This is a genomic window from Amycolatopsis sp. NPDC059021 (assembly GCF_042739895.1).
Taxonomy (GTDB): Bacteria; Actinomycetota; Actinomycetes; order Mycobacteriales; family Pseudonocardiaceae; genus Amycolatopsis.
The window spans coordinates 29,699-54,980 of record NZ_JBHYIQ010000070.1; the positions used below are offsets into that span (position 1 = coordinate 29,699).

Below are 25,282 nucleotides of genomic sequence, written 5' to 3' on the forward strand. Positions count from 1 at the left end.
TCCCAACCCCCCCCCCCCCCCACACCCCCCCCCCCCCGGCCCCACCCTCTCCAACCCCCCCACCCCACCCCCCCCGCCCCACCCCCCCCGACACCCAAGACCGCCGCGCCCACCCCCAACCGCACCGAATGCCGTGAAGGCCTCCTTCACAGCACTGAGCGCCGGTATGGAGGCCTTCACGGACCTGCGGAGCATGATGGCGACGGGGACCAAGTGGACACGAAAAAGCCCGTACCCCAACGAAAAGGGGTACGGGCCGCGCCGGGGAAGACCGATCAGATGTCGTCGTCGGTGCCGTAGCCGGGCATCTTGCCGGTGACCACGAAGATCATCCGGCGAGCCACGGAAACCGCGTGGTCGGCGAAGCGCTCGTAGAAGCGGCCGAGCAGCGTCACGTCCACCGCCGCGGCGACGCCGTGCGGCCAGTCGCGGTCCATCAGCACAGTGAACAGGTGGCGATGGATGTCGTCGACCTCGTCGTCCTCGGTCTCGAGGTCCTTCGCGGCGGCGACGTCCTTGGTCTTGATGATCTGTTCCACGCGCCGCGCCAGTTTGACGTCGAGCTCGCCCATCTTGGCGAAGTCGTCGCGCACGGCGTCCGGGAGCACCGGTTCCGGGTGGCGGCGGCGGGCGGCCTTGGCGACGTGCAGGGCGAGGTCGCCCATGCGCTCCAGGCTTTCCGCCGCGTGGATGGCCGCGAGCACCGTTCGCAGGTCGGTCGCCACCGGGGCCTGCAACGCGAGCAACGCGTAGGCCTGTTCCTCGCATTCGGCGCGGGCGTCGTCGACCTTGGCGTCGTCGCCGATCACCTGCTCCGCGAGTGCGAGGTCGACCTCCAGCAGCGCACGCGTCGCGCGTTCCATGGCATCGGCCACCTGCAGTGACATTCCGGCCAGGTGATCGGCGAGCTGTTCGAGTTCGACATGGTAAGCCTCACGCATGAGGACACCCTACGGGCAAGACTGGCCGAATACCGCATCGCTGGGTGAACCCGACGTGAACCACGCCTAACGAATCCCTCGGCTCAGCCCGAGTTGCTCGTCCTCTTCGTGCCGGGTTTCGGCGTGGTACCGGACGTTCCGGTGTCCTTGCTTTCGGCCGGTGCCGATGCGTTGGGATCGGGCAGCGGAGTGTTGTCGATCAGCGCCTGGAACAACGACTTCGTCTGGCTCTGCACCAGCACCTCGTTGCCGCGAGAGTTCGCGTTCCCGGTGGTCGGCACCGTCATGAAGGTGATCTTGGACAGGTCCACCCCGCGCATCGACTTCGCCAGCGTCATCATCTGGTCGATACCCAGATTCTCCCCGAAGGTGGCCTTCGCGAACGCGTTGATGAAGCCGCTCAGCTTCCCGGCGTTGAGCAGGACGTCCGAGGACATGACTTTCTTCAGCAGCGACGCGATGAACGTCTGCTGCCGTTTCATCCGGCCGTAGTCGGACGTCGGGTCGCCCTTGACGTGCCGCGCCCGCACGTAGCTCAGCGCCTGGTCCCCGGAGATGTCGATGTCGCCGGTCTGCGAGATGACCATGCCCAGCGTGGTGTCGTCGATCGGCTTGTCGACGTGCACGTTCACCCCGTGCACGGCGTCGACCATGGCCTTGAAGCCGTTGAAGTCGATGCCGACGAAGTGGTTGATCCGCATGCCGGTGATCTGCTGGATCACTCGCGTCACGCACTGCGGGCCGCCCGCGCCGTACGCGGTGTTCAGTTTCGTGATCTTGACCGCGGGCGACTTCTCTTCGCTGTACTTGCTGGTGGCCGGATCCCACTTCGCGCACTCCGGCTGCGAGACCTCCAGATCGCGCGGGAACGAGACCACGACCACGCGCTTACGGTCGGCGGGGATGTGCGCGATCATCACGGTGTCCGAGCGGGCGCCGGGGATCGAACTCGCGTCGCCGACGTTCTCCTCCGCGGAGGCACCGTCACGGCTGTCCGACCCGACGAGGAGGAAGTTCTCGTCGCCGGTCTGCCCGGCCGCGTTCTGGATGTCCGCCGAGTTCTCGTCGAGCGCGCTGACCTGATTGAACTTCGCGTCGAACCACGTCTTCGCGCCCCAGGCGATACCGGTGCTGAGGAAGACGAGCAGGGCGACGATGATCGCGGCGATCCGGCCTGCCTTCAGCGTTCGCTCGTTGTGCCGCTGCTTCTTCTCCTGCAGCCGGGTCTGCGGCGCTTTTTCCTGCGGGCTCGGCTTTTCCTCCGGCTCGCCCGCCGGGGACGACGGCGCGACCACCCGCATCAGCGCGGTGCGGGTCTGCTCCAGCAACGCGGTCGGCCGGGCGGTGAGCCGGTCCCGGCGCTCCCGGCGCTTGGCTTCCTCGGCCTCCAGTTCGTCGTGTGCGGCGGAGAACCGGGCGAGCGTGTGGTCGATCTTGCGCCGGTACTGCGTGGCCTCGTCGATGGCCTCCATCTCGTCGGTCATCGTCAGCGGATCCAGCGACGCGCGCGGCGGAACCGCGGCGGAAGTCGCGGCGGCAGCGGCCGGTTTGGCCGCCTTCGTCATCCTCGTCGGCTGGTCCGCCGGTGCGGGCCGGGGCCGGCGCGGGCGCGGTGGCGCCGTGTCGGGGGCCTTGCCGTTGGCAGCGGGCGGAACCGGCGCCGGGGCGGATGGCTGCTTCCCGTTGGGGGCCGGGACCACCGCGGTCTTCCCGTTCACGGGGGGCGGCACCGGTGACTTGCCCGCGGCGGGCGGCGCCGGGCGCCGGGCACGGCGCGGCTGAGGAGGCGCTTGCTGAGGCGTCGCACCGTTCGCGGGTGGCCTGCGTTCCGGCGGCGCACCGGGGACGGGCGCGGCGGCTGTCGGACGTCGCGGGCGGGGCGGCCGCGGCGGACGCGGGGCGTCCGGCTGAGCGGGCGGCTGGTCCGGACGGGGCGCGCGGGGCGCGGGCGGCGTCTGGGTGACGGCGGGACGGGGCGGTGCGGCGCGGCGTCTGCGGGGTTCCGGCTCCGGCTCGGCGGCTTCGGGGCGGTGCGCGGGCGCGTCGTCCCCGGGACGGCTTCCGGGCGGGAAGGTCGGCCGCTCCCCGGTGTGCCGGGCGACCACGTCGGACACGCTGATGCCGCCGTAGGTGTCCATCGACCGGCGCCTGCCTGCCCTGCCCCGTGCGGGACTGCCTTCCGAACGGCGACCGGTCCCCGGGGTGTTGCGCTCGTCGGGCACCCGGTCTCCTTTCACACGTCCCGTGGTCACATGTCCCGTAGCGGGTTTTCGTTATCGTACGGATACCCGCCGGTTGTGACGACACCCTCCCGGGAATTTCTTCACCGTCAGTCGTAAAAAGGCTGGTAGCAGCGGGCGATCAGGTGAAGGCGAGGAGAGGTAAACGGGGGTAATGACCGGTTTACGTTACTCTGAGTGGGTAATTACCCGAGTGGTTTCGTGGTCGCGATAGGCGACCTTATTGCGTCCCGCGCGCTTCGCCGCGTACAGCAACGTGTCCGCGCAGCGCAGTTGACGCTCGGGGGAAACAGGCCTCGCGAGGGCCGTTCCCGGCTCGTGGGCGATGCCGATGCTGACCGTCACGCGCAACCCCGGCTGAACCTCTGACCAGGGATGATGGGCGACACGAGCGCGAGCGGCGTCGGCGATGCGGACGGCCCGCGGCGCGTCGACCCCCGGCAGTACGAGCGCGAACTCCTCGCCGCCGTAGCGGGCGCAGAACCCGCCGGGCGGCAGCTCCTCCTGCAGGAGATCGGCGACCCTGCGCAGAACGCGGTCACCGACGAGGTGACCGTAAGTATCGTTCACATTCTTGAACAGGTCGAGATCGATCAGCGCGACCGCTACTTCGGGCCGCCTGTGCTGGGCGGAAATACCGTGCTGTTCGGAGAGCAGGCCGTCCAGCCACTGGTCGAGGTAGCGGCGGTTGTAGCTCGACGTCAAGGTGTCGCGCAGGCTGCCGGCGCGTGCGATGTCCAGCGCCGACCGGAGGTGGTGGTACGCCCGCCGCCAATCCCCCTGCGTCGCGAGCAGTCCGGCGATCGACTCGTGGAGGCTGAGCAGATCCCCCGGCTCCGGTGACCCCCGGAGCTCGTCCTCGGCCACCGCGCCCACCTCCGCCACCCCATGGTTGTCGACGTATAGGAGGCGGCTCTTGAGATATCAGTACGGGCGAAAGTGAATATCGCTCAAGTGGACGACACCCGTCCGGTAATGTCACGCAGTGGAGTTCTCGATCTCGAACGACGAGAACGGCGATACGGCGCTGAGCTGCGCGAACTGGTCTTTCGCCCAGTAACTCACGTCAGCCTCAGGATCGTGTAGCAACCGTGCGTAGTCGGCCCACGCGATCCACCGCCAGCCGCCGACCTCCTCGGGATTCGGCTCGGGATCCCGGTCGGTCCACGCCACGAAGACCGGGCAGAACTCGTTCTCGACGATGCCCTGGAACGGCGGTGTGCGGTAGCGGTACGACGGCAGTACGCACTGCAGCCCCGAAAGCAGTGGCAGGCCGATCTCGTACTCCGCACGCCTGCGGACGGCGTCCTCGAGCGGTTCGCCCGGCGCGGGATGACCGCACACGCTGTTGGTCCAGACCCCCGGCCACACCTTCTTCGTCGCCGCCCGCTGGGTCAGCAGCAGCGCTTGGTCGGAGTGCCGCAGGACGTAGCAGGAGAACGCCAGGTGCAGCCGCGTGTGCTCGTGGTGGCTGGCGAGCTTCGGGCCGGTTTCGCCGGTCGGGACGCCGTCTTCGGTGACGAAGACGACGCGCTCGGTCTCCGCCGATGCGTCCTCGCCGGTAGGGAGTGCCTCGGACTGGTGCTGAGTCGTGGTGTCCACGATGAACACTGAACACCGCGCCACGCGCCACAACCAGGGCCGGACGGGTCGTCCGTGACGTATTTCGCCCCTTCGGGTGGAAGCTGTCAGCGGGCCTTGAGGTGTTCGACGAGCAGGGTCGTCAACGCCTCCGGGGCGTCCTCCGGAACCCAGTGCGTGACGTCCTCCAGCATCTCGAACCGGTACGGTCCGCTGACCCAGTTGGCGGTGTCGAACGCGGCCGTCGAGCCGAAGGAGACGTCCTCGGTGCTCCACACGTACATCGTGGGCACGGTGATCTTGCCGATCTTCCCGCCGGGACGCCCGGCGCGGTACCAGTTCAGCGCCGCGGTGAGCGCGCCCGGTTCGGACAGCCGCCGCACGTAGTCGTCGACCTTGCTCTGCGGCACCCGGCGTTCGAAGATCTCCCGCAGCGCGCGGGCGTCGTTCTCCAGCATGCGCCGCTCGGTGACCGGGGTCTGCCGCCACTCGGTCATGTACCGCGAGCGCAGATGCTGGTCCTCGTCGGTCTTCATGGCCTCCGCGAGCGCGGCCGGATGCGGCGTCGACACGGCGGTGAGACTGCGCAGCCGCTCCGGGTGCGCGTCGGCGGCCCACCAGGCGACGGCGGCGCCCCAGTCGTGCCCCACGAGGTCGAACCGGTTCCAGCCGAGCTGATCCGCGATCGTCACGACGTCGCCGACCAGCTCGTCGATCCCGTACTCGGCCGGCCGCTCCGGCCGGACGTCCGGCGAGTAGCCGCGCTGATCCGGCGCGACCGCGCGATAGCCGAGCACGCCCAGCGTCGCGACCTGGTGTTCCCATTCGACGGCGGCCTCGGGGAATCCGTGCAACAGCAGGACGGGACGGCCGTCCTCGGGCCCGGCGGCGATGGCGTCGAAGGAGCCGGCAGCGGTGGGGATGCTGAGGTGTTCGATCACCCCTCGAACCTACGTGGCGACGGTGAACGCCGGACGGCTGGTTCCTTGCCCGGCCGTCGCCACCGCCGGGCTGTCGCGCCTCATTTCCGGGAGCGCGCCTTGACGAGAGCTCGAGCGCCCGCCGCGACACCACCGGCGGCGGAGAGCAGGCCGGGCGCCCAGGGGCCGACGAGGCAGCCGAGTGCGACAAGCCCGCCGAGAACCAGCGACAACCAGAGGGTGATCCACAAAGGGACACAGCGACCGGAAAACACCGTGAAGGCGAAACGCCACCCGGGAGGATCCGTGGGGAGCGCGCCGACCTCGTCCGCGCCGGTGCGCTCTGGACGTGTCATGGGAACATAGTGCGCTTCGTGCAAAAGCTTGCGCCAGCCACCTTAACGGTCATCACAAAAGGGTCGTTTCTTGCTACTGCTAAGCATTCTTGTGGAAGCCGGGTGCTTTTTCTGCGGACTTCCGGATCATCGGGACTTAGTGTCGCTTCGGCAGCCTTGACCAGGGGTATTGTGCGAGATCCACCGGCGTGGCGAATTCGGGAAATCGGAGTGTTCACTACTATTTGTGATGCATATCACATTCGCCTGTCGTGATCTTCGCTGTCGTGAGCTCTGCGACGGCGAAATGGCGAACCGGGTTTCACGCGCCCATTTTCGCCGAGGTATTAACCGCCGGAGTGCATGTCTTCGGCTTCGGGGACGCAGTCGTCGTCCGGGTCGTCGAGCCAGCCGTGCGGCAGGGTGACCTTGCCCGGCGAACCCTGGCGGCCGCGCGGGCCCGTCGCCGCCGTCGGGAACGGCGCGTCGTGGTCGAGCTGGGCGATCAGCTCGTCGAGCCGCTCCATGCTCGAGACCATGGCGAAGCCGCGGCGCAGTTCGGAGCCGACTGGGAAGCCCATCAGGTACCAGGCCATGTGCTTGCGGATGTCGCGCATGGCCTTGTCGTGCCCGTCGTGCTCGACGAGCAGTTCGGTGTGCCTGCGCAGTACCTTGGCGACCTCGCCGAGGTTGGGCGGCGTGGGCGCCGGGCGGCCCGCGAAAGCGGCTTCGAGTTCGCCGAACAGCCACGGCCTGCCGAGACAGCCACGTCCGACGACGACGCCGTCGCAGCCGGTCTCGGCGACCATGCGCAGCGCGTCGTCCGCGCTGAAGATGTCGCCGTTGCCGAGCACCGGGATGCTGGTGACGGCCTCCTTGAGCGCGGCGATCTTCGACCAGTCGGCCTGCCCGGAGTAGCGCTGGGCGGCGGTGCGGGCGTGCAGGCTGACCGCGGCGGCGCCCTCGGCCTCGGCGATCCGGCCCGCGTCGAGGTAGGTGAGGTGGTCGTCGTCGATGCCGACCCGGAACTTCACGGTGAACGGCACGCCCGCTTCGTCGGCCGCCTTCGCGGATTCACGGACGATGTCGGCGAACAGCTTCCGCTTGAACGGCAGCGCCGCGCCGCCGCCCTTGCGGGTCACCTTCGCGACCGGGCAGCCGAAGTTGCTGTCGATGTGGTCGGCGAGGCCCTCGCCGGTGATGATCTTGACGGCCTCGCGCATGGTCTTCGGGTCGACGCCGTAGAGCTGCATGGACCTGGGGTGTTCGCCGGCCCCGAAGGTCATCATGTGCATGGTGCCGGGGTGTCGTTCGACGACCGCGCGGGCGGTGATCATCTCGCAGACGTAGATGCCTGCGCCGTACTCCTGGCACAGCTGCCGGAAGGCGACGTTGGTGATCCCGGCCATCGGGGCGAGCACGACCGGCGGATCGACCTCGTAGGGGCCGATCTTCAGCGCGGGCTTGCTCAGGGTCGCGGTCACGCCCTCCATTGTCGCTGGTGATGTCCGTCACCCGCAGGTGGGTCGACCGGTGACCGGGCCAGGCCCTCCCCGCACCACGCGTCGTAGTCGAAGGTTTCCGGAGCCGCCATCAGCGCGCGGGTGCGCGTGGCCCACGTCCTGGTCCACGGCTCGGCGTATCCGGCCGCCTGATCCAGCATCGTGAGCAGCTCGTGCTCGGGGTGGGCGCGGTATTGCGTGCGGACGGCGTCGCCCGCGTAGATGTAGAGACAGCTCAGCATCGTTTCGCGCTGCGGGCACGACGGGTCGGCGGCCAGTTCGAGCAGCAACCCCTTGTCGGTGTGGGAGAGGACGAGGTCCCAGTCCTGCATGGGCTCTTCGGCGCCCGGCGTGCAGGCCCAGGCGGTGATCTCGGCGGCGGTCGGGTTCACGACGTCTTCGAAGTGTGGCTCGGTTTCCATGTTTCCTAGTCCAAAAGGCCGAGTGCGCGCAGGTGTTCGGTGACCACGGTCGGCGACGCCGTGATCGCGGTGGCGCCTTCGGCCAGCGCTTCCGCGCGGTACTTGCTGCTCGCCCCGGCGTTGCAGTAGATGACGAAGGGTATGTCCGGAGTGGACTGTCGCACGGCTCTCAGCAGGCGCAGCCCGGCGTCGACCACCTCGGTGCCGTCTTCGTCGCGGCTCATGTCGGAAAGGACGGCGCCGTAATCGCGCTGTCCGAGCAGCCGGAGGCCTTCGGTGGTGGTGTGCGCCAGATCGACCCGGACACCGCGGTCCTGCAACTGCTCGATGATCAGTGCGTTGTTCTCCGGGAAGTCGTCCACCCAGAGCACCGAATAGGGCTTGCCGGGCCGGACTGCCGCATCCTCGGAGCCGGCTTCCGGTTCGCCAGAGGCAGTGTCATCGATTGCCTTGTTCAGCGCTGCGACCTGTTTCTGGAGATCGGCGAGCACCTTGTTCTGCTGGTCGTTCACCTGCTTCATGCTCAGCTTCTGGCCGCCGATTTCGAGCGTCCACTCGCGCTTTTCGGCCGATCGCACGATGCGCAGCAAAGGACGCCGGAACACCAGGAGCGCCGCGAAGATCAGCAACGGCCACAGCACACTGGCAATCGAGTTGATCGTTTCGGCCACTAGCCCCCTCCTGGCTCGTGTGTCCGATCCGGCCGGGGCAACGTTACTCGGCTGCCGAACGAACAACAGCCGGTTTGCCATGGGGTGTCAGTCCCCGGCTTCCAGGAGACGGGCGCCGGGCAGGGCAATGTCGTGCAGCATCAGTCTGCTGCGCACCTCCCGTACTCCGTGTTCCCCCTTCAACGCGGCCAGCACGCGCTCGAACTCGTCGGTGCCGGTGCAGGCGAGCCGGATCTGGTAGTCGTACTCGCCCGTCGTGCGGAAGGCCTCGACGACCTGCGGGATGGTCGCCAGGCCCCGGTGGAACTCGGCGTTGTCGTAGCCCTCGCGCAGCCGCAGGTCGCTGATCAGGATCAGCGGCCGCCCGATCGCCGCGTAGTCGAGTGCCGCGTGGTAACCGCTGATGACACCGGAGGAGTGCAGTCTGCGGACGCGGTCGGCGGTCGTGTTCGCCGACAGGCGGACCGCCTTGGCCAGCTCCTGATAGGTCAGCCTGCCGTCGTCGAGCAGGAGGGCGACGAGCTTGCGGTCGATACTGTCCACAGATGACCTCTCGCGGAAATCTCGGCATTATGGCGACAACACCGATAATAACTCGGCGCACCAGTGGCAGATCCCGTGAATTCCTAGACAAAATCGGCGAGAGGTCGAGCAGCATCGGGACATGTGGAAGTTCTGCTGCTGAAGGTCCTGCTCACGCCCTCCCTCGTCCTGCTCGTCTCGCTGGCCCAGCGCCGCTGGGGCCATCTGCTCGGCGGCCAGCTCACCGCGCTCCCGCTCACCTCCGGCCCGTTCGTGCTGATCCTCGCCTGCACCGAAGGAGCCGAAGCCGGTCGTGTCGCGGTGCGCGGCATCCTGCTCGGCACGCCTGCCGTGCTCGTTTCCTGCCTCGTTTACGGGCTGCTGGCCCGGCGCCACGGCTGGGTCGTCTGCTTGTCGACGTCGGCGTTCGCGACTGTCGCGACGAGTGGCCTCGTCGTGCTTCTGGCACCTCCGCTGTGGTGCTCGCTGGCCTTCACCGCGGTGACGCTCATCGGCGTGTTCCTCGCGCAACGCCGGGCAAGGGTGGTGACCGCGCCGCCCGCGGGACCGGCCTGGGAACTCGCGGCGCGGGTCGTCATCAGCGCGGTCCTGGTGGGCACGCTGAGCTGGACGGCGGCGAAGGTCGGCGCCGGACCGGCCGGGGTGCTGGCCACCTTTCCCGCGCTCGCGTGCGTGCTGACCGCGTTCACCCACCGGCTCGACGGCGCCGCGGGCCCGATCCAGCTGACACGCGGGGTGCTGGCCGGGGTGCCCGCGACCGTCCTGTTCTTCCTGTGCCTGCTCGGCACCTTGACCTGGCTGCCGGTCGCACTCGCCTTCGGCCTCGCGGGGCTGGTCGTGGCCGTCGCCGGGACGCTCCTGCCGAGGCTGGCGACCGCCCGGCGTGCGTCCGTTATGGCAGCGTGAGGCCGATTGAGTAGTGCTACGGATCCGCGGACACCGTTCGCGAACCATCCTTGCCGCATGACCACCGATCGCGACAGAATCCTCGGCCTCGCCGGGGAGATCGACGACCTGGGGCGCCGGCTGGCAGCGGTCGGTGCCGAACTACGGGCCTTCCAGGTCACCCAAACGGCAGAGCCGCCGCTAGAGCCCGCTCCGCAACAGGCGCCCGTCCCGCCGCCGGTGGCGGCGACGCCGCCTCCGATGCCGCCGCCCCCGATGTACTGGCCGCCGCAGCCCACACCGCCGCCTCCGATGCCGCCGCAGCCCGCGTACCGGCCCGTGGCCCGGCCGACGTTCATGGAGACGCTCGGCAAACAGGGCGCGGGCAGCAAGATCGTCGCGTGGGTCGGCGGCGCGGTGACCCTGCTCGGCATCGTGCTGCTGCTCGTGCTGGCCGTCCAGCGCGGCTGGCTCGGGCCGCTGCCGCGCGTGCTCGCCGGTGGCGCGTTCGGCCTCGCCCTCGTCGGGACCGGGCTGTGGCTGCACCGCAAGCCGGTCGGCCGCACCGGGGCGTTCGCGCTCGTCGGCACCGGGATCGCGACGCTCTACCTCGATGCCATCGCGGCCACGGTGCTGTACGACTTCCTGCCGTCGATCGCCGGGCTCGCACTCGGGCTGCTCGTCACGGTCGGCGGGATTCTGGTTGCCGTGCGGTGGAATTCGGCGCTGCTGGCGACGGCCGTCGTGCTCGGCTGCGCGGTGTGCGCGCCGATGATCACCCGCGGGTTCACCCCGGAACTGGTGTTGTTCCTGCTGGTGGTCCAGGTTTCGACGGCGCCGGTGCAGCTGCGGCGCGAGTGGCCGTCGCTGACCATGTCCGCCGCGTTCCCGCCGATCATCGCCTCGGTGGTGAGCACGGCGCTGATCGGCTCGCCGGGCTCGTGGGCGAACACCGGTGCCGCGCTCGGCGTCGCGGCGGCCGGCCTTGTGCTGGCGCTGATCGTGTTGCAACGCAAGGAAAACGACCCGGGTGCGCTGGCCATGCTCGCGACGTCGGCGGCTCCGGCGCTGATCGCGGCGCTGCTGCTGCCGAAGACCGAAGCGGTCGTCGTGTCGGGCGGAATCGCCTTGGCGTTGCTGGGAATCTGGGCCGCACGCCGCTGGTGGCCGGGGTACACCGGTGATCTCGCGGGCATGGCCGGGTTGCTCGCGCTCATGCAGGCGACGATGACGCAGTTCGACGGGACGGCACGCGCCGCCGTGCTGCTCGGTGAGGCCTTGTTGCTCGCCCTTCTCGCGCGCTGGAGCCGCAACCGGTTCGCGATGGCCGCGTCGGTCGGCTTCGCCGCTGTCGGCGGCCTGATCGGGATAGTCCACGACTACTCGCCCGCGGTGCTCGTGCTGTTCCGCGCCCGGACGACCGGCGAACTCGTCGGCGCGCTCGTCGTGGCGGTGCTGCTCCTCGCGGTCTCGATTCTCTTGCCCTGGACAGCCTTTCGTCTCGAAGTGCTCCGCGCGCCCGCCGCGAACCTGCCGCCGTGGCTGCTCGCCGGAGCCGTCGCGCTCTACGGTGCCGCCGGGGTGGTGCTGGGCGCGACGCTGCTGGCGCTGCCCGGCCGCACCGGGTTCCTGACCGGCCACGTGCTGGTCACGGTGTCGTGGACGGTGGCCGCGCTCGTCCTGCTGGTGCGCGGGATCAACGTCGTCGCGTTGCGGGTGATCGGGCTGGTGCTGGTCGGCGCCGCGGTGCTGAAGCTGGTGCTGTTCGACCTCGCGGCGCTGGACGGGATGGCCAGGGTGGCGGCGTTCCTCGGTGCGGGCCTGGCGTTGCTGGCGGCCGGGGTGCGGTACGCCCGCGTCGTCCGGGAGTCGTGAGACGCCGGGGAAACTTCGCCGTTGGGAAGAAAGTGTCGGTGGTCTGTGGTTGGCTCTGGAAGACACCGAGACCAGGGGGTACCGGCAATGACCTACCAACCCGACCCACGGCTGGCCGAGCGCTCGGGTGAGCCGATCGGCTGGCTGACCACGGTGACGCCGAAGGGGCGGCCCGCACCGCGCCCGGTGTGGTTCGTTCTCGACGGCGACGACATCCTGGTGTTCAGCCAGCCGGACACGGCGAAGCTGCGGCATATCGCGGCCAACCCGGAGGTGAGCTTCCACCTCAACAGTGACAGCGGTGGCGGCGGCATCCTCGTCGTCAACGGCCGAGCCGAGGTGGACGAGGCCAAGGCGTCCGAGGCGCCCGGCTACCTCGACAAGTACGAGCCGACGTACGCCAGGATCGGCTTCGAGAACGCCGCCGCGTTCGACGCGTCGTATTCGGTGCGGATCCGGATCGTGCCCGAGCGGTCGTGGGGGTTCTAGGAAAGGGTTCTAGAAGCCGACGTTCAGGCACGCCAGCCGCGCACCGGCGGTACCGGCCTTGCCCGGTTCGGTGTGGGTGTGGGTTTCGTGGATGATGACCGAGTGGGCGCGTTTGTCACCCGTGAAGCCCCAGTCCACTGTGGACATGACGTAGGCGGTGCCGTCCTCGTCGGTGGTGAAGTCGAGCCAGATCTCGTTGTCCGGGTTGGCGTACTTCGGGTCGACCGAGGGCTGCACCGGGTCCGGGATGTGCTGGTGGTGCGGTCCGGAGTCGGCGGGGGCCGCACCACAGGGCTTGGAATGCGCGTGCGAGCCGTATTCGCGGTTGGGCACCAGGCCCTTGACCACCAGCGCGGTCTTCGTGCTCGACCTGGTGAACCCGTAGACGGTGGCCTTCGCGCCGACGGGAACGAGCTTGGGATCGTAGGTCACGGCGGTCGCGTCGGGGGTGTAGGGGGCGAAGGTGCCGTGTGCCCGGAAGTGATGGCCATGGCCACCTTTCGCCGGGACGGCGTCGGAGGCGCCGGCGACGCCTGCCGCGGCGGTCAGCAATACGGCGGAAAGGGCAACGGGGAGGAATCGCATGCCCCTCTCTTTAGCCATCACCCGCAGGTCGCACCATGGTCCTCACTCGATCGGATGATGCTTTTCCGAAGCAAGTACGGTCTTTACCGGGATCCGTACCACGCGTTTCGGGCCAGTGACGTCCCGAACGACGCGTACGAGACGTTCAACGTCCCCAACGACGCGTTGGAGACATGCCTGGGCCGCGCGCTTCCCGAGCCTTGTTCGAATGGTGCACACCCAGCGCGCGTCCCGGACCCCGCTGTCTTCGGAGAGGCTGCCGTGCCGGCTCTGTCCGAGGAGTGTGTCGATGAGCAGCAACGTTTCGTGCGCGCCACCGCAGCGTCGGACCGTATCGCTGTTCACCCGGAGTTCGGCCGCCGTTGCCGGGATGGATGGCGCTCGACCGCGCGTGGTCCGTACCTTTCCGCTGGTGACAGATTCCTCCCGCCGGACCTTCCTGCGCGGCGCCGGGGTGCTCGGCGCGGGCGCCGCGGTTTCCTCGCTGCCCAGCGTTCTCGGCGCCCCGGCCGCCGACGCCGCTCCGCGATCCGGCCGCCGTGACGCGGAGAGCCTCCGCTTCACGGTGGCCGTCATGCCCGACACGCAGTACCTGTTCGACACCGACCGCGGCGACGCCGCGCCGGTCGAAGCAGCACTTCGCTGGGTACTCGACACGGATGACAACGTTGTCTTCCTGGCGCATCTCGGGGACCTCACCGAGCACGGTCAACCGGGCGAGTTCGCGAAGATCAGCCGGGCCTTCGAGATCCTCGATCGTCGCCGGTTCCCGTACAGCACCTTGGCGGGCAATCACGACGTCGACTCCTCGACCGACGATCAGCGCGGCCGCACGCCGTACCTCGACGCCTTCGGGCCGCAGCGGTTCCGCCGCTCGCCGGTGTATCGCGGGTCCACAAAGGACGGTTACAACAGCTGTCACGTGTTCCGCGCCGCCGGGCGGGAGTGGCTGCTGCTCGCGCTGGACTGGCGGCCGTCGGCAGGCGGCCTGGCCTGGGCGCGGGACGTGCTGAAACAGCACCCGCACACCCCGGCGATCCTGACGATCCACGAACTGGTGGACTCCGACGGGAGTGGCGCCGCGCACCTGTCGGAGTTCGGGCAGCGGGTGTGGGACGAGCTGATCTCCGGCAATGACCAGATCTTCCTCAGCCTCAACGGGCACTACTGGCCGCCGGGGCGCACGGTCAAGAAGAACGCCGCCGGGCACGACGTGCACTTGCACCTCACCAACTACCAGGATCGTTACTACGGCGGCAGCGCGATGATCCGGCTGTACCAGTTCGACCTCGCGCGCGGCGTGATCGACGTCCGCACGTTCTCGCCGTGGCTGGCGGACCGGGCCGACCGGCTCACCGAACTGGAGCGCCTCGAGGTCGAGCGCACCGGGGCGGTCGACTACTTCAGCATGGAGATCGATTTCGCCGAGCGCTTCGCCGGGTTTGCCCCGGTGCCGGTGCCGCCGGTCCGCCCGCCGCGTCAGGAGCTCGTGCCGGGGACCGTCGCGTACTGGCGGTTCGAGGGCGGCCGGGACGGGCAGCCGGTGCCAGAGGGCACGCCGGTGCGTGACCTGTCGGGCCACGGCAACGACCTGGTCAGGGCGACCGTGCCGGGCAGCGGCGCGGCCGCGTTGACGTACTCCGCCCGGTTCTCGCCACGGCAGCCGTCACGGGCGAGTCTGCGGTTCGACGGCGGGCGGAAGCCGGGGCGCGGCGCCTACCTGCGCACGGTCGGTACCGCGCCGATGAACACCGCGACCTTCGAGCGCGGCTACACGATCGAGGCGTTCGTATGGCTGCCCGAGGACTTCCGGAACGGCGATCACGCGTGGAGCGGGCTCTTCGGCCGAGTGGGTTCGGGCGGGCAGGCGGGTAAGACCGGTGACGATCCGAAGGAGCCGGCGGCCACACTGTCCCTTTCGGACGGTGCCGCGTTCCAGTGGGCGGCCTTCCCGCTGAACCAGAACGCGATCTCGACGAACTGGGGGCACGAGCTGCCGCTGGCGAAGTGGTGGCATGTCGCGGTGGTCAACGACGGCCGCCGGACCACGGTGTACGTCGACGGCTGCGCGGTGTTGCGTAATCCCGAGACGCCCGCGATCGGTATCGCGAACCCGGGCGGCAGCTGGCTTGTCGGCGCCTCCGCCTACGACGGGGTGGTCGGGCAGAGCTTCTACGGCCTGCTCGGTGAGGTCCGGGTGGTGGACCGGCCGCTGCGAGTGCGGGAATTCCTGCTGGACTGAGCACGAAAAGAGAAGGCGCTCCGGGCGGCGGGGCGCCTTCTTTGTGTGCGGCACTTGACAAGGTGTGGACAATGAAAAGTCGGCGTGTGCTCACCTCGCGAAAGGAATCTACGCACTTCGCCGACCGATGCATTCACTATAGCGGTTGTGAGGGGAACTTGTCAAGTCAGGGGTATGACGAGGAATTGCGGGCCGAGCGAGCCTACGTCGATTTTCTCTACGGACGGCTCGACGCCGAGCGGGCACGGGCGGCTGCCAGGTTCGGTGACGCGGTCAAGGCACAAGGTGCTTCCTCCCTTGCCGAACGGGACGGCTTCACCGCCGTCCACGCCCGTGAACTCGGCAGGCTGAACATCGCCGACAACGGGTTGTGCTTCGGCCGCTTGGACGCCCTTTCGGGCGAACGGAGCTACATCGGGCGGATCGGGCTGTTCGACGAGGAAAACGACTACGAACCACTGCTCATGGATTGGCGTGCGCCCGCCTCGAAAGCATTCTACTGCGCGACGCCGGTGTCGCCGGATGGAATGGCGTCGCGACGGCAGTTCCGCACGCGGGGCAGGAAAATCCTCGATTTCACCGAGGAGATGCTCGGGGCCGCCGGCGAGGGCACCGGGCGGGGTGACGCGGCGCTGATGGCGGCGGTCACCGCGCCACGCGGCGAGGGAATGCGGGACATCGTCGCGACGATCCAGGCCGAGCAGGACGAGGTCATCCGGCTGGACCACGCGGGGGTGACGGTGATCGAAGGCGGGCCGGGCACCGGGAAGACGGCCGTCGCGCTGCACCGCGTCGCGTATCTGTTGTATGCCAAGCGCGAGCGGCTGTCCCGGCGCGGTGTCCTCGTCGTGGGGCCGAGTTCGGGGTTCCTGGACTACATCGGCCGGGTACTGCCCTCGCTCGGTGAGACCGACGTCGTCTTCGCGACGCCCGGCGGTCTCCTGCCGGGTCTGCGGATCACCGCCGAGGAAAGCGATCCGGAGGTTCAGCGGCTCAAGGGGTCGCTGGAGATGCTCGACGTCCTCGCCGCCGCGGTGGCGGACCGGCAGGGACTGCCCGCCGAGCCGCTCGAAATCGGGCTCAGCGACATCACCATCGAGTTCGACACCGGGGTCGCCGAGGCGGCGCGGGCGAAGGCACGCGCGAGCGGGCTGCGGCACAACGAGGCCAGGGCGGTGTTCCGTGAGCAGGTGCTCCGGGACCTGGCCGAGCGGGCGGTGGACCGGATCGGCGCGGGCTGGCTCGGCTCCGACGACCCGGCGCTCCTCGCGTCGATCCCCGCCGAAATGCTGCGCGAACTGGAGCGGGACGCGCAGGAGACAGGGGGACTCGCCGCGGTGCGGGAGGACCTGCTCGCCCATACCCGGCTCGAACTCGAGGCGCACGACCGGCTGATGGCCGAGCTCGACCGGCTGTGGCCGGTGCTGACGCCACGTCGGCTGCTGGCGGATCTGCTGGGTTCGGCCGAACGGATCGCGGCGGCGGGCGGCGATCCGGCGTTGTTCCGCGCACGAGGAGCGGCGTGGACGGTGTCCGACGTGCCCTTGCTCGACGAGGCGATCGAACTCCTCGGCGAGGATCGTGCCGCGGCTGAAGCCGTCGCCGCGCAGGAACGGCGGCACGCGGAGGAGTACGCGCAGGGTGTGCTGGACGCGGTGACGATGGAGCGGGACGAGATCATCGACGACGAGGTCGGGCTCATCATCACCGACCTCACCGACGCGGCGGAGCTGGCCGAGCGGCAGATCGAACGGGACACCCGCGATCTCGCCGAACGCGCCGTCGAGGACCGGGAGTGGACCTACGGGCACGTCGTCGTCGACGAGGCGCAGGAACTGTCCGAAATGGACTGGCGGGTGCTGATGCGGCGCTGTCCGAGCCGGTCGTTCACGATCGTCGGCGATCTGGCGCAGCGCCGGTCTGCGGCGGGCGCGACGTCGTGGGGCGCGATGCTTTCCCGCTATGTCGCGGATCGGTGGGTCTACCGCGCGCTGACGGTGAACTACCGCACGCCGTCGGAGATCATGGCGGTCGCGGCGGCGCTGCTCGCTGAGTTCGCGCCCGGCGTGCGGCCGCCGGAATCGGTGCGGGCAGCCGGGGCGCGGCCGTGGGCGCGGCAGGTCGGCGCGGACGGTCTCGCCGCCGCGATCGAGGAGTTCGTGCGTGCGGAAACACCGGGCGAAGGCACGTTCGCGGTGATCGGGCCGCCGGACATTCCCGGTGTGCGGGCACCTTCGGCGGTCAAGGGGCTGGAGTTCGACGCCGTCCTCGTCGTCGAGCCGGACCGCATTCTCGCGGAAGGCCCACGGGGCGCGGCCGAACTCTATGTCGCGCTCACCCGGGCGACGCAGCGGCTCGGCGTGTTGCACACCGGTGCCCTGCCGGAGGTGCTGAACGGCTTGGCACGGCAGAAGAAACCGGTGGCCGCCGGATATCGGCGGTTTCTGTAGCCGGGGCACTGTTCCGGTGATCGGTACCGGTGCGCCGGGGGACATCCCGGTGCACCGGTACCGGACCGGACGGTCGGCTCACGTACTCAGCCGGACGACACGCGTACCTGGAGAGTCGGTTCGCTTGCCTGGATGGACGACACGCGTACCCGGATGGACGACTCGGCTAGTTCGTCAGGTGACCCCAGGTGTAATCCTGCTTGGCACGCTTGAGGTACACGAACAGTTCGGTACCGGTCACTTCCGGGATCGAGCGGATGTCCGCGCCGAGTACCTGCAGCAGGTGTTCGTCGTCCCGGCAGGTCAGCTCGGCCAGCAGGTCGAAACTGCCGGCGCACAGCACGACGGAGTGCACGTGGGGCAACGAGGAAAGCCTGTCCGCGACGTCGCGGGGATCGCCGCTGACGGTGATCCCGACCATCGCCTGCCGGTCGAGATCGACGTTGGCGGGCGAGGTGATGGCGACGATCTGCATCATGTCCTCGCGCAGCAACCGCTGCACCCGCTGGCGAACCGCGCCCTCGGACAGGCCCACCGCCTTGGCGAGCGCGGTGAACGAGGCGCGTCCGTCGTGCTGGAGCAGTGAGATCAACGTGCGGTCGGTACTGTCCAGTCCTCGCTGGGTGCGCTGATCGTCGTTCCGCGTGCGTACTTCTTCACCCATGCCGTCCCTCCCTTTGTTTCGGCATGTGTTTTCTTAAGCGCGCAGCGTATCCAGTCGCACCGACAAAGCGGGAGACCTTATCGTCACGTTATCCGCGCGCGTGTCGCGGTGTGCGTTCTGTGTACCCTCGTCGGACATCTTTCGCTGTAGTCCGGCCGCCCGTTACGGTCCGGGGCTGCTTCACACCCCGTGACCAGGAGGCCCCATGAGCCGGGCGGACGGCGGCGTGCCCTGCGCCGCCGGTGCGGGACAGGCCTTTCCGAGATGTCACGCGGGCAAGGGCCTGGTCCCGCGCGACGGCGATGTCATCGAGGCCGCCCAGGCGATCATCGGCGCGTCATCGAAATCTCATCTGCCGTGATTAGCGTCCTCGGCATGATTACTTCCACAGTCACGCATCTGGCCGTCCCCTACGGCGCGAGCAGCGATCTGCCGCACGCGCTGGTGTCCGCGGTGGTCGTGGGCGCGCTGCTCGCCGGGGTGAGCGCGCTCAGCGTCGCGGTCCGCAAGCGAAAGGTCGCGAGGGCCGAGGCCGCCGCGCCGGCACCGGTCGAGGACCGTTCGCAGGCGCTGCTGCGACAGGCGCAGTGGCACGACCAGAGCCGCGATCAGCTGGTCACCCAGGGCCGTGCCGAGGAGGCGCTGACGCACGCCAGGTCCGCGGCGGACCAGTGGCGCGAGCTCACCCGCGTGCGGCCGGGACGGTTCCAGGCCGAACGGCAGGCCGCGTTGCGGCGGCTCGGCGAGCTGCTGGCCGCCTCGGGACAGCCGGACGAAGCGGCGCGTGTCCAGCATGAAGCCGCCGGAATCGCCTGAGGACCGCCATGCCCGCAGCCGTTTGGACCGGCAGGCGCGGTGAGCCGGGGAACGTGACCGCCGACATCGCCCGTGTGCTCGGCAGTGAACTCGGCCTCGCCGGGCCGCCGCCGGCCATGACGCTTCCGGCCGACAGCACCGGAGTTCCCGCCGGGAGCCTGCTGCCGCCGCGCGAGCGGTTCAGCGGGATGCCGGCGCCGACGCACTGTTTCGTGTACGTCGACGCTCAGGCACCGCGCCCGTTCGAACTCCGCACCGCGATCATGAGCGGGGGCTCGGCGATCCGCCGCAGCCTGGGACTGGGCACGCTGCTCTACGCCGTTCCACTGAACGTTCCGCTGCCTACCCGGGTCGCGCTGTCGGGCGGTTCGTTCGAGGGCGACGCCGTGACCGCCGACATGCTGAACGCGGATCCCGCGCTACTGCAAGCGGCCGCCGCGTTGACACCCACCTTCGCCGGGCCGGATCCCCACCACAGCTGGAAAGTGGAGCGGCTACTGGCCCTCGAACCGTTCGCCAAGGGAGCGGCCCTGCTCGTGCGCACCCTGCACCGCGCGCGGTCCACGGGATGGACGCTCGGCGCGGGCGCGGTACTGGACCTGGCCGCCCGGATCGAAACGGCGCTCCGCTAGGGCTCAGCCGACGTCGCGGCGCAGCAGGTCCTCCTCGGTTTCCCGCCGGACGAGCAGCGTGGCCATGCCGTCGCGGACGCCGACGACGGGCGGGCGGCCGATGAGGTTGTAGTTCGACGCCAGCGAGTGGTGATAAGCACCGGTGCACGGCACGGCCAGCAGGTCACCGGGCCGGACGTCGGCGGGCAGGCAGACGTCGTCGGCGAGGATGTCGCCCGATTCGCAGTGCCGCCCCACGACGGTCACCGGCTGCCGCGCGGCGCGGGTGTGCCTGCCGACGAGCCGAGCGGTGTATTTGGCGCCGTACAAGGCAGGACGCGCGTTGTCGCTCATACCGCCGTCGACGGCGACGAACGTCCGGCTGCCGCGTTTGACCGCGCACACCCGGTACACCGTGATCCCGGCCGGGCCGACGATCGCTCGTCCGGGCTCGATCGTCAAGCGGGGCAAGGGAAAGTCGTGGCGCGAGCATTCGTAGCCGAGCGCGATCCGCAGGCGGCGCGCGTAGCCCTGGAGGTCGAAGTCGGGGTCGCCGGTGAGGTACGGGACGGCGTGACCGCCGCCGAGGTCCAGTTCTCGCAGCGTGACGCCGTGGGTGTCGCGGATGCGCACCAGCACGTCGACCATCTTCCGCGCGGCCTCTTCGTACCTGTCCACACGGGACACTTGCGAGCCGATGTGGCAGTGCAGGCCGACGAGCCGCAGGCCGGGCTGGGCCAGTACCGCCGCGACCGCGCGGTCGACGTTGTCGTGGACATCCTCGCGCAGCGAGAAACCGAACTTCTGGCCCTCGGTGCCGGTGGTGATCTTCGCGTGGGTGTCGCCCGAAACGCCGGGTGTCACGCGGATCATGACCTGCTGGGCACCGTGGGCGAGCGCGCCGAGCGCCTCGATCTCGTCGAGCGAGTCGACGACGATGCGGCGGACGCCGTAGGCCAGCGCGGCCTTGAGGTCTTCCGGGGTCTTCGCGTTGCCGTGCAACAGGATGCGCTCGGCGGGGAAGCCGATCGACCGGGCCGCGGCGATCTCACCGGCCGAGCAGGTGTCGAGCGAGAGCCCCTCCTCGGCGACCCAGCGCAGTACCGAGCGGATGCACAGCGCCTTGCTCGCGTAGGCGACTTCGGCCTCGGGCAGCGCGCGGCGGTAGGCCCGCGCGGTGGCACGGATCTGGGCCTCGTCGATCAGGAACGCCGGGGTACCGAACTTGGCGGCCAGGTGGCTCACCGGTGCACCGGCGAAGAGCAGCTCGCCGTTCTCACCGAGACGGGTGCTCCGTGGCCAAAGACCCGGTTCGAGGTGGTCGGCGGCCTCGCAGCCGAGGCTGGGCAGGAGCTCGCTGAGCGTCACGGTTACCTCCGTGCGTGGGTCGTATCGGACACGTGTTCAGCCAACGCCGTGATCCCCCGCGATGCCGCCGCCGTCGACACCCTCCTGACACTCCGAAGCCAGTCGCTGACGCGTCCTTAACGTGCGAGTAACTTCCGCCACACCCCCGCTGACCTGCGCAGTGCTGAGTTTTCCTGCCGTTCACCGTCACACCGGGCATGGTGAACACACAGCTGGGCGGAGGGATCTCCATGATCGAGAACGACACGGACGCCGCGGTCGCGGCGGCGGCGAAGGCCGGGGACGAGGCGGCGTTCAGCGGCCTGGTCGAGCGGCACCGGCGGGAACTCCAGGTGCACTGCTACCGGATGCTGGGTTCCTACGACGAGGCCGAGGACCAGGTGCAGGAGACGTTCCTGCGGGCGTGGCGCAGGCGCGAGACGTACCAGGCCAAGGCGAGCTTCCGGGCCTGGCTGTACCGGATCGCCACCAACGCGTGCCTCGATTTCCTCGACGCGACCACCCGCAAGCTGCCGACGCTCGACCTGCCCGTCGCCGAGGATTCCGACCTCGCGCCGCGGCCCGCCGTCGCCGTCCCGTGGTTGCAGCCCTACCCGGATCACCTGCTGGAGTCGGTGGCCGACAAGGACGGGGAACCGGACGCGGTCGCGGTCGCGCGCGAGACGATCGAACTGGCGTTCCTCGCCGCCATCCAGCACCTGCCCGTGCGGACGCGTGCGGTGCTGATCCTGCGTGACGTGCTCGGCTGGTCGGCCAAGGAGGCCGCGTCGCTGCTGGAGACGACTCCCGCGTCGGTCAACTCCGCGCTGCAGCGGGGGCGCACCGAGCTGAAGGAGCACCTGCCCGCGCGTCGCGCGGAGTGGCGTCCGGCCACCGCGGCGAGCGCCGACGAGCGAGCCATCGTGCGGCGCTACATGACCGCGGTGGTGGAGTGCGACGAGGACGCGCTCGCCGAGTTGCTGCGTGACGACGTCCGGTGCAGCCACCAGGCGGGCGCCGGCGGCTGGATGGGACCGGACCCGGCCTGGTACGGCGGACTCGCCGAGGTGCTGGAGGGATGGGCGCCCGCGCTGCGGGGCCCCGACGCGCTCGACTTCGCCATGCGGCTCACCTCGGCGAACGGGCAGCACGCCGTCGCGAGCTACATCCGGTGGCCGTCGGAAGGCCGGGAGTTCCACGCCTTCGCGTTGGACGTTCTGTCCATTATGGACGGGAAGGTCGCCGAGGTCGTCAACTTCGTCCCCGGCGTCTTCCCGTCCTTCGGCCTGCCGATGACGTTGCCCGCCGACGCCGAGCGGGTGGGGTGAACCTCAGCCCGGTTGCCCGGTAACGGATTCCGTGCGGCATATGCAGCCGCGAGCGAGACCGCTCGCGGCTGTCGCCCTGCAGAACCGTTTCGCGGTGGCGTCGTGAGTGCTCTCCGGATGCGGACAGCTCGGACAACCGTCCTCAATGGAGGGGCGAGTGTTCATGGTGTGCTCACGACTGCCATTGGCGTTCGGGGGCATGTGTGCTCCTCATGATCTGACATGGGTCGGTGTGCGTAGTGGCGCGCCGACGGAATGCAGGTGCCGCAGCACGAAACCGTAGGAACGCAGCCAGCCGCACTGGGCGTAGTCGATCCCGTGCCGCGCGCAGAACTCCCGCACGATCACCTGCGCGTGGCGCAGGTTCGGCCGGGCCATACTGGGAAAGAGATGGTGTTCGATCTGGTAGTTCAGTCCGCCCAGCGCGAAGTCGACCACCGGACCGCCCCGGATGTCGCGTGAGGTGAGCACCTGCTTGCGCAGGAAGTCGAGCCGGTGCCCGGCGGACAGCGTCGGCATGCCCTTGTGGTTGGGTGCGAACGAGCAGCCCATGTACAGGCCCCAAAGGCATTGGTGCACCGCGATGAACACGAACCCGGTTCCCGGTGACAACACGACGAACACCGCGGTCAGATACGCGGCGAGGTGGCCGAGCAGGAGCGCCGCTTCGAGCTTGTGCCGCTTGACGTCGCGTCGCCACACCGCCACGACGCTCGACACGTGCAGGTTGAGCCCTTCGAGCAACAGCAGCGGGAAGAACAGGACGGCCTGGTATTTCGCCACCCAGCGCAGAAAACCGCGTCTCTCGCTGCCTTGCGCGCGGGTGAACGCCAGCGCGGCGATGTTGACGTCCGGGTCCTCGTCCTCGTGGTTGGGGTTGGCGTGGTGCCGGTTGTGCGTGCCGATCCACCAGCCGTAGCTGAGCCCGACGAGGCTGCCGTGGACCATGCCGGTCGCGTCGTTGGCACGGCGGCCGCGGAAGATCTGCTTGTGCCCGGCGTCGTGGCCGATGAACGAAAGCTGGGTGAACATCATCGCGAAGAACGCGGCGAGAAAAAGTTGCCACCACGAGTTCCCGAGGAACGCGAAGGCCACCCAGCCGCCCGCGAAGGCGATCAGGTTGAGACCGATTTTCCAAGCGTAGTAACGCCTTCTTCGGTCCATCAGGCCGGCGTGCTTCACCAGCCTGGAAAGTTCGGCGAAATCGGACCCGGTGCCGGGCGACGGCGCCCCCGGGTCGAGTGCTGGGGTCGTCGACAAGATCATGCACCGCTTTGGGTACGTACGAAAGGCCTTGTCCAGCAAGGATTCCCGACCGCCGGAGGTCCCGGCGGAGAAAGGCGCTGAGCCTCCGGACGCCACGGTAGCTCCGTGGTCTGCCTCCAGGGTCCCACCCCGATGGGGCTTGTGCAAACCACCCATCGGGACACGATGAGGTGTACAGTCCGAGACATCGAGGACGAAACGTGAATCGGCGGCCTGCCAGGTTCACCCTCGGTGCCCGGCCGGTCGTGTTGTCCGGCCGGAGGACAGGAGCACCAACCGGCATCGGCCATCCGCCACGCAGGGCCCATCTTGGTCAGGCTGGCCAAGGAGCCGCCGCTTCGCTGTTCCTCGCGAGGCAGCGCCCACCTCGGGTTCGCGGACGGTGGACGACGTTCTTGATGTACCTGTCGACCGGGTTGCCTGTCTCAGTGGCGAGACGGGCAACCCGGCCTGGTCGAGCACCTTCATCGCGGAGTAAGTCCACAAAGGACGAAAGGCCGTCTGTCGCTGAACGACTCGAGTGTGAGGTTCAGCCCGCCAGGCCCCAGGCTGAGAGCAGCTCGCCGACTCGGGAGCGTTCCTCGTCGGCGAGCGCCCGGCTCGGCGGCCGGACATCGGGGCGGCACAGGCCGAGCTGGGCGAGTGCCTCCTTGACCACGCTGACGTTGTTGGCGTTCCCGTGCGCGGCACGCATTTCCTCGAACGGACGGAGCTGCTGCCAGACCGCCATCGCGGCCGGGTAGTCGCCGTTCGCGAGCGCGCGGAACATCTCCGACGACGTCGCCGGGTCGACGTTGACCAGACCCGAGGTGAACCCGGTCGCGCCGACCGCGAAGTAGCCCGGCGCGGAAAGCTCGGCCAGCCCGGCGATCCAGGTGAACCGTGTGAATCCGGCGTCCCGTGCCACCGAGGCGAACCGCACCGGATCGGGCACCGCGTACTTCACCCCGATGACGTTCGGTGCCGCCTCGCCGAGCGTCGCCAGCTGAGCGCCGGTGATCGCCGCGTTACGGACATACAGGACGACGCCGAGTTCCGGGACGGCGTCGGCGATCGCGCGGTGGTACTCGACCCAGCCCGCGTCCGAGACGTACGGGTGGACGGGCTGGTGGATCATGATCATGTCCGCGCCGGCGTCACGTGCGTGCCGGGCCGCCCGCGTCGCCGACGCGACGTCGTGGCCCACCCCCGCCACCACGCTCGCTCGTCCCGCGACGACCTTCACCGTGGTGTCCAGGCACAGCCGCGTTTCCCGCTCGTCGAGCGCGTAGAACTCGCCGGTGTTCCCGTTCGGCGTGATCGCCTCGATGCCGCCGTCGACAAGCCGCTCGACGAGCAGGCCGTACGTGCGCGCGTCGACGCCGCCGTCCGCGTCGAAGGGGGTGACCGGGATGGCCACCACCCCGGACAGCCGCCGTCGCTGTGCCCCGAACGTCATCGCGCTCCCTCTGACAGGCCTGACAGGTCAGATCTGATATACGATACGACATTAACACGAAGCGGGTGCATGCCGGAAAGATCCGTGGGGGCCTCCCCGAGTGACTCTGGGTCCCTCAAGGAGGCCCCCAC

25 protein-coding genes are annotated in these 25,282 nt (G+C 69.3%); 9 read left to right on the forward strand and 16 right to left on the reverse strand.

Annotated elements, in window-relative coordinates; translation table 11 throughout:
• Positions 1–275: 275 nt before the first annotated feature.
• The 10 genes from phoU to ACFWX1_RS32880 form a co-directional block, all read right to left on the reverse strand.
• Positions 276–941, reverse strand: a complete 666-nt coding sequence (gene phoU, locus ACFWX1_RS32835; RefSeq protein ID WP_378393636.1) for a phosphate signaling complex protein PhoU — start codon at positions 939–941, stop codon at positions 276–278.
• Between the two features lie 83 nt (positions 942–1,024).
• The gene (locus ACFWX1_RS32840; RefSeq protein ID WP_378393663.1) at positions 1,025–2,425 is read right to left on the reverse strand and encodes an LCP family protein; all 1,401 of its coding nucleotides are present in this window, start codon (positions 2,423–2,425) and stop codon (positions 1,025–1,027) included.
• A 924-nt stretch (positions 2,426–3,349) separates the two neighbouring features.
• Positions 3,350–4,066 (reverse strand): GGDEF domain-containing protein, encoded by a 717-nt coding sequence (locus ACFWX1_RS32845; RefSeq protein WP_378393637.1) that lies wholly within the window; start codon positions 4,064–4,066, stop codon positions 3,350–3,352.
• A 93-nt stretch (positions 4,067–4,159) separates the two neighbouring features.
• Entirely contained in the window at positions 4,160–4,783 is a 624-nt protein-coding gene (gene idi, locus ACFWX1_RS32850) for an isopentenyl-diphosphate Delta-isomerase (protein WP_378393638.1), read from the reverse strand.
• A gap of 86 nt (positions 4,784–4,869) precedes the next feature.
• Positions 4,870–5,703, reverse strand: a complete 834-nt coding sequence (locus tag ACFWX1_RS32855; protein WP_378393639.1) for an alpha/beta fold hydrolase — start codon at positions 5,701–5,703, stop codon at positions 4,870–4,872.
• Between the two features lie 80 nt (positions 5,704–5,783).
• Positions 5,784–6,038 (reverse strand): hypothetical protein, encoded by a 255-nt coding sequence (locus tag ACFWX1_RS32860; RefSeq protein ID WP_378393640.1) that lies wholly within the window; start codon positions 6,036–6,038, stop codon positions 5,784–5,786.
• Between the two features lie 326 nt (positions 6,039–6,364).
• The gene (gene dusB, locus ACFWX1_RS32865) at positions 6,365–7,510 is read right to left on the reverse strand and encodes a tRNA dihydrouridine synthase DusB (protein ID WP_378393641.1); all 1,146 of its coding nucleotides are present in this window, start codon (positions 7,508–7,510) and stop codon (positions 6,365–6,367) included.
• Positions 7,498–7,941 (reverse strand): hypothetical protein, encoded by a 444-nt coding sequence (locus ACFWX1_RS32870; RefSeq protein ID WP_378393642.1) that lies wholly within the window; start codon positions 7,939–7,941, stop codon positions 7,498–7,500. Before ACFWX1_RS32870 ends, dusB begins: the two co-directional genes overlap by 13 nt.
• 5 nt (positions 7,942–7,946) lie before the next feature.
• Entirely contained in the window at positions 7,947–8,612 is a 666-nt protein-coding gene (locus ACFWX1_RS32875; RefSeq protein WP_378393643.1) for a response regulator, read from the reverse strand.
• 87 nt (positions 8,613–8,699) lie between these two features.
• Positions 8,700–9,155 carry an Lrp/AsnC family transcriptional regulator gene (locus ACFWX1_RS32880; RefSeq protein ID WP_378393644.1) on the reverse strand — a complete coding sequence of 152 codons (456 nt, stop codon included), beginning with the start codon at positions 9,153–9,155 and terminating at the stop codon, positions 8,700–8,702.
• A 123-nt stretch (positions 9,156–9,278) separates the two neighbouring features.
• Between ACFWX1_RS32880 and ACFWX1_RS32885 the strand changes: the two genes are divergently transcribed.
• From ACFWX1_RS32885 to ACFWX1_RS32895, 3 genes are all read left to right on the forward strand, one after another.
• Positions 9,279–10,061, forward strand: coding sequence for a hypothetical protein (locus ACFWX1_RS32885; protein ID WP_378393645.1), 783 nt, complete (start codon positions 9,279–9,281; stop codon positions 10,059–10,061).
• Positions 10,062–10,118: 57 nt separating this feature from the next.
• The gene (locus ACFWX1_RS32890; protein ID WP_378393646.1) at positions 10,119–11,915 is read left to right on the forward strand and encodes a DUF2339 domain-containing protein; all 1,797 of its coding nucleotides are present in this window, start codon (positions 10,119–10,121) and stop codon (positions 11,913–11,915) included.
• Between the two features lie 87 nt (positions 11,916–12,002).
• Positions 12,003–12,404: a TIGR03667 family PPOX class F420-dependent oxidoreductase gene (locus tag ACFWX1_RS32895; RefSeq protein ID WP_378393647.1), complete on the forward strand. Its 402-nt coding sequence runs from the start codon at positions 12,003–12,005 to the stop codon at positions 12,402–12,404.
• 9 nt (positions 12,405–12,413) lie between these two features.
• Here ACFWX1_RS32895 and ACFWX1_RS32900 read toward each other — a convergent pair whose 3' ends face one another.
• Complete coding sequence (locus tag ACFWX1_RS32900) at positions 12,414–12,989, reverse strand: superoxide dismutase (RefSeq protein WP_378393648.1); 576 nt, start codon at positions 12,987–12,989, stop codon at positions 12,414–12,416.
• A 412-nt stretch (positions 12,990–13,401) separates the two neighbouring features.
• On the opposite strand from ACFWX1_RS32900, the gene ACFWX1_RS32905 reads away from it, so the two are divergent.
• A complete protein-coding gene (locus tag ACFWX1_RS32905) occupies positions 13,402–15,231 on the forward strand; it encodes a LamG-like jellyroll fold domain-containing protein (protein WP_378393649.1) in 1,830 nt (609 codons plus the stop codon).
• 158 nt (positions 15,232–15,389) lie between these two features.
• Positions 15,390–17,681, forward strand: coding sequence for a UvrD-helicase domain-containing protein (locus ACFWX1_RS32910; protein ID WP_378393650.1), 2,292 nt, complete (start codon positions 15,390–15,392; stop codon positions 17,679–17,681).
• A gap of 166 nt (positions 17,682–17,847) precedes the next feature.
• Here the strand turns inward: ACFWX1_RS32910 and ACFWX1_RS32915 are convergent, their stop codons facing one another.
• Positions 17,848–18,345 (reverse strand): Lrp/AsnC family transcriptional regulator, encoded by a 498-nt coding sequence (locus tag ACFWX1_RS32915; protein ID WP_378393651.1) that lies wholly within the window; start codon positions 18,343–18,345, stop codon positions 17,848–17,850.
• Positions 18,346–18,550: 205 nt separating this feature from the next.
• Here ACFWX1_RS32915 and ACFWX1_RS32920 point away from each other — a divergent pair, with 205 nt between their 5' ends.
• Genes ACFWX1_RS32920 through ACFWX1_RS32930 form a run of 3 tightly spaced genes read left to right on the forward strand, consistent with a single transcriptional unit; the run spans position 18,551 to position 19,793 of the window.
• On the forward strand, positions 18,551–18,706 hold the full coding sequence (locus ACFWX1_RS32920) for a hypothetical protein (RefSeq protein ID WP_378393652.1): 156 nt from the start codon (positions 18,551–18,553) through the stop codon (positions 18,704–18,706).
• Between the two features lie 14 nt (positions 18,707–18,720).
• Complete coding sequence (locus ACFWX1_RS32925) at positions 18,721–19,161, forward strand: hypothetical protein (RefSeq protein WP_378393653.1); 441 nt, start codon at positions 18,721–18,723, stop codon at positions 19,159–19,161.
• An 8-nt stretch (positions 19,162–19,169) separates the two neighbouring features.
• Positions 19,170–19,793, forward strand: a complete 624-nt coding sequence (locus ACFWX1_RS32930) for a hypothetical protein (RefSeq protein ID WP_378393654.1) — start codon at positions 19,170–19,172, stop codon at positions 19,791–19,793.
• Between the two features lie 3 nt (positions 19,794–19,796).
• Here the strand turns inward: ACFWX1_RS32930 and lysA are convergent, their stop codons facing one another.
• Entirely contained in the window at positions 19,797–21,140 is a 1,344-nt protein-coding gene (lysA, locus tag ACFWX1_RS32935) for a diaminopimelate decarboxylase (protein ID WP_378393655.1), read from the reverse strand.
• A 230-nt stretch (positions 21,141–21,370) separates the two neighbouring features.
• Here lysA and ACFWX1_RS32940 point away from each other — a divergent pair, with 230 nt between their 5' ends.
• Entirely contained in the window at positions 21,371–22,447 is a 1,077-nt protein-coding gene (locus ACFWX1_RS32940; protein WP_378393656.1) for an RNA polymerase subunit sigma-70, read from the forward strand.
• Between the two features lie 3 nt (positions 22,448–22,450).
• Here the strand turns inward: ACFWX1_RS32940 and ACFWX1_RS32945 are convergent, their stop codons facing one another.
• The 3 genes from ACFWX1_RS32945 to ACFWX1_RS32955 form a co-directional block, all read right to left on the reverse strand.
• Complete coding sequence (locus tag ACFWX1_RS32945; RefSeq protein WP_378393657.1) at positions 22,451–22,648, reverse strand: RGCVC family protein; 198 nt, start codon at positions 22,646–22,648, stop codon at positions 22,451–22,453.
• Between the two features lie 9 nt (positions 22,649–22,657).
• A complete protein-coding gene (locus ACFWX1_RS32950; protein WP_378393658.1) occupies positions 22,658–23,713 on the reverse strand; it encodes a fatty acid desaturase family protein in 1,056 nt (351 codons plus the stop codon).
• Positions 23,714–24,242: 529 nt separating this feature from the next.
• Complete coding sequence (locus ACFWX1_RS32955) at positions 24,243–25,151, reverse strand: dihydrodipicolinate synthase family protein (protein WP_378393659.1); 909 nt, start codon at positions 25,149–25,151, stop codon at positions 24,243–24,245.
• Between the last annotated feature and the right edge of the window lie 131 nt (positions 25,152–25,282).

Excerpts from the sequence above, each read along its gene's own strand:
- phoU (WP_378393636.1), bottom strand. The coding sequence starts at position 941 with ATGCGTGAGGCTTACCATGTCGAACTCGAACAGCTCGCCGATCACCTG.
- ACFWX1_RS32840 (WP_378393663.1), bottom strand. The coding sequence starts at position 2,425 with ATGACCGACGAGATGGAGGCCATCGACGAGGCCACGCAGTACCGGCGC.
- ACFWX1_RS32860 (WP_378393640.1), bottom strand. The coding sequence starts at position 6,038 with ATGACACGTCCAGAGCGCACCGGCGCGGACGAGGTCGGCGCGCTCCCC.
- dusB (WP_378393641.1), bottom strand. The coding sequence starts at position 7,510 with ATGGAGGGCGTGACCGCGACCCTGAGCAAGCCCGCGCTGAAGATCGGC.
- ACFWX1_RS32870 (WP_378393642.1), bottom strand. The coding sequence starts at position 7,941 with ATGGAAACCGAGCCACACTTCGAAGACGTCGTGAACCCGACCGCCGCC.
- ACFWX1_RS32890 (WP_378393646.1), top strand. The coding sequence starts at position 10,119 with ATGACCACCGATCGCGACAGAATCCTCGGCCTCGCCGGGGAGATCGAC.
- ACFWX1_RS32895 (WP_378393647.1), top strand. The coding sequence starts at position 12,003 with ATGACCTACCAACCCGACCCACGGCTGGCCGAGCGCTCGGGTGAGCCG.
- ACFWX1_RS32900 (WP_378393648.1), bottom strand. The coding sequence starts at position 12,989 with ATGCGATTCCTCCCCGTTGCCCTTTCCGCCGTATTGCTGACCGCCGCG.
- ACFWX1_RS32915 (WP_378393651.1), bottom strand. The coding sequence starts at position 18,345 with ATGGGTGAAGAAGTACGCACGCGGAACGACGATCAGCGCACCCAGCGA.
- ACFWX1_RS32920 (WP_378393652.1), top strand. The coding sequence starts at position 18,551 with ATGAGCCGGGCGGACGGCGGCGTGCCCTGCGCCGCCGGTGCGGGACAG.
- ACFWX1_RS32925 (WP_378393653.1), top strand. The coding sequence starts at position 18,721 with ATGATTACTTCCACAGTCACGCATCTGGCCGTCCCCTACGGCGCGAGC.
- ACFWX1_RS32930 (WP_378393654.1), top strand. The coding sequence starts at position 19,170 with ATGCCCGCAGCCGTTTGGACCGGCAGGCGCGGTGAGCCGGGGAACGTG.
- ACFWX1_RS32940 (WP_378393656.1), top strand. The coding sequence starts at position 21,371 with ATGATCGAGAACGACACGGACGCCGCGGTCGCGGCGGCGGCGAAGGCC.
- ACFWX1_RS32945 (WP_378393657.1), bottom strand. The coding sequence starts at position 22,648 with ATGCCCCCGAACGCCAATGGCAGTCGTGAGCACACCATGAACACTCGC.
- ACFWX1_RS32950 (WP_378393658.1), bottom strand. The coding sequence starts at position 23,713 with ATGATCTTGTCGACGACCCCAGCACTCGACCCGGGGGCGCCGTCGCCC.
- ACFWX1_RS32955 (WP_378393659.1), bottom strand. The coding sequence starts at position 25,151 with ATGACGTTCGGGGCACAGCGACGGCGGCTGTCCGGGGTGGTGGCCATC.